Source organism: Butyricimonas sp. RTP31003st1_G1_RTP31003_210430 (genome assembly GCF_040920905.1).
GTDB lineage: Bacteria > Bacteroidota > Bacteroidia > Bacteroidales > Marinifilaceae > Butyricimonas > Butyricimonas paravirosa.
The window spans coordinates 26,316-30,330 of record NZ_JBCOSQ010000065.1 but is presented as its reverse complement, the minus strand read 5'-3'; the positions used below and the strand labels follow the sequence as shown (position 1 = coordinate 30,330).

The following is a 4,015-nucleotide window of genomic DNA, read 5'->3' as shown; positions in this document are numbered from 1 at the left end:
TTCCGTGATTGCCGATTCGATGATTGGGTGATTAAAATCACTTAATCGAAAATCATTAAATCACTTAATCGATAGGATCTAAAATTTAAAATCTAAAATTTAAAATTAATATGGTGTTTTTAAAGGAAGAATTGTTGGCGGGAGCCGGGTTGGTACAGGGATGTGCTGACGGGATGGCGCAACTGGCGGCGGCGGGGGATAAGGAGGAGATGTTGCAGTGCTATTGGGACCGGATAGATTTTTGTCTGGCGAAGAATTTCCCGACAAAGGAGTATTTGAAGGAGCATTTTGACGGGATGTTACACGAGAGAGGGATTTATGTTGACGAACGGGTGGAGATTGCGGGGGGAAATGCCGTGTTGCTGGGGGCGTGCGAGGCGGAGTGTGGCGTGGAGAAGTACGCGGTGAGCCGCCTGTACGTGAAACATGATTCGCGGGTGGTGATTCGGGCGAGGGATCATGCTTTCGTGATGGTGGATGCGCTGGATGATGCGGCGGTAGAGGTGCATTGCGAGGGCGAGTCGAAAGTGGTGGTGAACCTGTACGCCCGGGCCGTGGCGGTGACGGACGGGGACGGTTACGCGAAGGTGGTACATAAAAACAAGGAAACGTATGATTTATAAGTTTGATACGATCGATGTGACCGCTTACGGCGTGTTGCCCATGCGGGGTGACGGCGGCGTGGCGGTGAGCGGGTTGTTCGATTTCCCGAAACGCAAGGGGGAGATCGAGCGGAACTGGGGCGACGGGGTGGAACCTTATCTTGACGGGAAGGACTTGGAATATGACGGACGGACGATCGGGTTGAAGTTCGTGATGGCGGATGCGGCGAACATGGAGCGTTTCCGGGAGGCGGTAGTGGCTTGTCGGCGATTGGGGACGGAGTTGGGGAATTTCGACGTGGTGATGGCGGACGAGATCAGCGTGGAACGGGTGGACGACAAGTTGCTGAAACTCGATCTGAAGTTCCGGGAGCCGTACGTGGAGTTCGAGGAGTTGACCCTCGCGGGAAGCGGGGGCGGGCGCATCCGGGTGGACGACTTCAATCTGGCCCGGGATTTCGGGGTGACGGTGACGGCGGTGAAAGGCGACCTGAAAGTTCCGAAACGGATAGAGGTAAGCACGACGGCCCCTTACCTGAACACGGCTTTCCGGGAAAATCCGGCACTCTCGCTGGAATGCGTGATGCGGGCGGGGAATTTGAAGGAAGTTGGGGCGAGGATGAGGCAATTCCATGCCTTGTGGCGACTGCCCGGGGTTCGGGTGTTGCGTCTGGCGGACGGACGGGAGCGAGGCGTGTTCGTGAAGGACGGTTTTAGCGTGAGTATCGTGAGTGACGGGGTGGTGAAATTTACTTTAAACGTGATAGAATATGATCGAAATTTATCGGAAGATCGATAAGGAAGAGACGCTCGTGGCGAGTGTCCCGGATGACAACGCCACGTTGGAAAGAACGTTGATGGGGGCGGACGAGGTGACGTTGAGCGTGACCGTGAGCGAGCCGCTCGATCTTCGGGTGGGCGATTATGCCCGCTTGGAGGGTAGTAGTTACACGATCAACCGGGCGCCCGACCTCGTGAAGGCCTCGGCGGTGGAGTTCCGGTATGACTTGGTGTTGGAAAGTCCCCTGTACAATTTGCTGGACAAGATTTATATCTCGGACGTGCAGGGACTGAGCCGCTTCTCGTTGTCGGGGACGTTGAACGATTTCGTGGAGCTTTTGCTGATGAATATTAACCGGGACGATTTCGACCCGGGGTGGACGTGGGCCACGGACAAGGGCGATCACCCGGTGACGGTGGTGACGGAGCGGAAGAATCTCAGTTTCGACAACACGACGTGCCGGGATGTGCTGAACCGCTTGGCGGACGAGTTCGGGGTGGAATACGTGGTTCGTGACCGGACCGTTGCGTTCTACGAACGGGTGGAAAACGCCACGAGCCTCGTGTTCGAGCAGGGACGGGGGAAAGGACTTTACACGTTGCAACGGCAGAACGTGGACGCCGACAACACGGTGACCCGGGCATACGTTTACGGTAGCACGGAAAATCTACCGGTTGGCTACCGGAAAGGACTGGTGGAGCGTCTCTGTCCCCGGGAACGGGATTCGGATAAATATATCCCTTATTTCGAGAACCGGGAGGAGTACCCGAAACTGGTGGAACGGGAGGTCTATTTCGACGACGTGAAACCCTCGTTCACGGGGAGCGTGGACACGATCGGGGAGGACGGGTTGACATTGACCTGTAATGCCATTGATTTCAGCTTGAAAGAGGTGGTCATCGGCAAGGAGGGACGGGTGAACTTCCTGTCGGGCGACCTGACGGGGAAGGCGTTCTCTTTCACGTGTGACGGTGGGTTGGTGCGGACGTTGAAGCTGATCCCGCAGGAGGACGAGATGGCCCCGGCGGGGAACGACGGGAAACGATCGATGATTCCTAACGCCACGTGGCGGGTACAGGTGGGCGACAAGTTTACGTTCACGGGGATCACGTTGCCGGAGGCGTATGTCCGCACGGCGGAGGCGTTGCTGGCGGAGAAAGGACGCAAGTGGATGCGGGCGCATTCGAGTTTGCGGGTGAAGTATAACCTAGATGTAGATTACCGCTACGTGCGGGAGAAGGGGATCGTGTTCAACCCGGGGGATGTCGTGGGGATTGTTGTTCCCGGGATGGAGATGGTGCAGCGATTGCGGCTGACCTCGGTGAAAAAGCAGTTGTACACGGGTAAGCTGACGTGCGAGGTGTCGAATTACCTGGAGGTGAGCCTAGAGGATGCCTTGACGGCGAAGATCCAAGAGGTGAAGAGCAGTATAGAACTGGACCGGAGCGAGGTGTTGAATGCTGTTAACGCCACGCGGGAGTGGACAACCCGTAATTTCGGACGGTTGGCCGACGAGATGACCGACGGGGAGGCCATCGTGTGGGATGCGGACGGGTGGCAGATCAAGACGGTGGCCCAGGTGCCTGATGCCGCAAAATGGGACTCGCGTGCGTTCGACGATTACATGGATCAGGCCGTGAAGACGGAGAGCGATGTGGTGTTCAAGAACCTGGAAGTCGGAACGTTCATGTCCGGGATGATCGGCGGCAGCGGGGTGAGGATGGACGAGAACGGGTACGCCGAGATGACGGGATTGACGTTGCGGGAGTTCCTTGAAGTGCCGGAATTGCGGTTTAACCGGGTGGATGTGGTCAGCGGAGAGTTGTGGAACTCCATCGCCTACGGCACGGTGGAGAGCGTGGACACGGCAAACCGGGTGGTGACCCTGAAATTAGAAGAAGGGGAACTGGCGGGGCTGCACGTGAATGATATTTGCCGGGGAATATTCCATAACCTCACGGGGAATGCCGACGGGAACCGGGTGGACGGTTGCGGGTTCCTGACGATGGCCGGGTTTTCGACGGTTTATTTCACACCGACGGAGATCATGGAGAATGGGAAGTTCCGCTACGAGTTGAAACCCGGCACGAGCGTGCATCCCTGTCCGGCGATGAAGTTTGCCGTGTACGGGAATTTTACGGACAAGACCCGGCGGGCTTCGGCCTATTCGACAAGGACGTACAAGCGCTACCTGACGGGAGTGGCCACGTGGGAGGTCGATCACGAACGGAACATTGCCATGCAGTTCGGGGATTTGTCGGGATTGCACGTCGGAGGCGTTTCGATGGAGGGCTACTCGGCTTACCTGAATAATATTTACATGAAGGGACACCTAGAGTTCACGGACGGGCAACGGGAGGAATTGAAAGGGGAGAACGGTTACACGGTGTTGTTGACGACTTACGACGCAGTAGTGGCGGTGGACAGCGAGGGAAAGATTGATTCGTCGCTTTATGACATCGTGAACGTGGTGGATGGGAAGGAGCTGGTGAAGGCGGGGAATGACACTGTGGTGGCTTCCCGGTTCAAGATTCAGACCCAGATTCAGGCGTATAAGGCCGGGGCATTGACTTATGCGGAGACGCCCGGAGAGGGTGAGTACGCGGTGGCGTTGACGGCGAAGGGGTGCGAG

Annotated in this window: 2 protein-coding genes and 1 pseudogene; all 3 read left to right on the top strand. The window is 56.9% G+C overall.

Annotation, left to right across the window (positions count from 1 at the left end; genetic code table 11):
- Positions 1-110 precede the first annotated feature (110 nt).
- Positions 111-623: a hypothetical protein gene (locus AB5542_RS16985; RefSeq protein WP_279039224.1), complete on the top strand. Its 513-nt coding sequence runs from the start codon at positions 111-113 to the stop codon at positions 621-623.
- Positions 613-1,401 carry a hypothetical protein gene (locus AB5542_RS16980; RefSeq protein WP_279039223.1) on the top strand — a complete coding sequence of 263 codons (789 nt, stop codon included), beginning with the start codon at positions 613-615 and terminating at the stop codon, positions 1,399-1,401. The genes AB5542_RS16985 and AB5542_RS16980 overlap by 11 nt, the downstream gene beginning before the upstream one ends.
- Positions 1,373-4,015: pseudogene (locus AB5542_RS16975) on the top strand (hypothetical protein); the annotation flags it as partial. The gene AB5542_RS16980 and the pseudogene AB5542_RS16975, both read left to right, overlap by 29 nt.